Source organism: Alkalimonas collagenimarina, from assembly GCF_030717845.1.
GTDB lineage: Bacteria > Pseudomonadota > Gammaproteobacteria > Enterobacterales > Alteromonadaceae > Alkalimonas > Alkalimonas collagenimarina.
Window position 1 is genome coordinate 1 of sequence record NZ_JAUZVZ010000054.1, and the last position, 1,605, is coordinate 1,605.

At 50.0% G+C, this 1,605-nt stretch carries 1 protein-coding gene; it reads left to right on the top strand.

The features are described 5' to 3' along the window. Window positions 1–78 precede the first annotated feature (78 nt). On the top strand, window positions 79–1,515 hold the full coding sequence (locus Q3O60_RS17545; protein WP_305895222.1) for an IS1182 family transposase: 1,437 nt from the start codon (window positions 79–81) through the stop codon (window positions 1,513–1,515). Window positions 1,516–1,605 lie beyond the last annotated feature (90 nt).

Genomic DNA, 1,605 nt, shown 5'->3' on the forward strand with positions numbered 1-1,605 from the left:
TCAGACTGATGACAAAGTCCTGGACGTAGATCCAGGACTTTGATCTAATAGGGGTAGTTGATTTAGAGGCTACCTTCTATGCTCAAAACTCCCTCACCTCAACAGTACCAATTAGAAATGGTGACGCTCGAAGAGCTTGTTCCCAAAGACCATCTCGTTCGTAAAGTCGATGCTGCCATTGATTTCGAATTCATTCGTGAAGAAGTCGAACATCTGTACTGCAAAGACAACGGCCGTCCGCCGATTGACCCGGTTCGCTTATTTAAAATCATGATCCTTGGCTATCTGTTTGGTGTGCCCAGTGAACGTCGCTTGATGCAGGAAATTCAGGTCAATGTTGCTTATCGCTGGTTTTTGCGTATGGGGCTGACTGAAAAGGTACCAGACGCATCCACCCTGAGCCAAAATCGGATCCGCCGCTTTAATGGTACCGATGTGTTCCAACGCATCTTCGACCGTATTGTGGAGCAGGCTATCGAGAAACGTCTGATAGGTGGCACCACTTTGTACACCGACAGCACGCATTTAAAAGCCAACGCCAACAAGCGCAAATCCATCAACAAGCAAGTGCATGCCAGCACCTCGGCCTACATCGACGAACTGAACAAAGCCATTGAAGAAGACCGACTCGCCCACGATAAAAAACCATTGAAAACGGCAGAGTCAAAAGCCACCACAAAGGACCAGAAAGTCAGTACCACAGACCCGGACAGTGGCTTTATGACACGCGAAGGCAAACCACAAGGCTTCTTCTACCTCGACCATCGCACTGTCGATGGCCGTCATGGCCTCATCACCGACACCTTCGTGACCGCAGGCAATGTGCATGATAGTCAGCCTTACATCGCACGCCTCGACCGACAGCTTGAGCGATTCAAACTCGACCCGATAGCCGTTGGGTTGGATGCAGGATACTTTACCGCACCGGTGTGCCACCTTGTTCGCGAGCGGCAAATAGCACCGGTCATCGCGTATCGTAGGCCGAACTTCAGCAAAAATGATTTTAAGAAAAAGCACTTCATCTACGACAAACAAAGCGATACGTACCGTTGCCCAAACGGAGAGCTCCTGACCTACCGGACAACCAACCGGGAAGGCTACCGGCATTACCACTCCAACCCGAAAATCTGCCTGCATTGCCCGCTACGCAGTCAATGCACCAGCAGTAAGAAGGCACTTAAAATCATCACGCGGCATGTGTGGGAAGAGGATAAGGAGCACGTGCAGGAGATACGCCTGACCAGTTGGGGTAAAAAGATTTATCACCGACGAAAAGAGACGGTAGAGCGTAGCTTCGCAGATGCAAAACAGCAGCATGGCCATCGCTATGCACGCTTCAGAGGCCTGTTTAAGGTGCAGATGCAATGTCTGCTGGCAGCTGCCGCGCAGAACATCAAGAAAATGGCCTTGCTGGCCTTTTTATCGCATTTTTACGGCTATAAAAACGCCGTATTCATGTTTAAGAGGCTGATTAGGCAAGTTCAACCTGTCCATGGTGGTGAGTTGGCAATTTAACGACCAAGGGTGCAAACGAGCGTACGACCAGGATCGCTACCCGGAAAAAACAAACCCCGGCTAAAAAACCAGGGTTTGTCAGTAATCTGA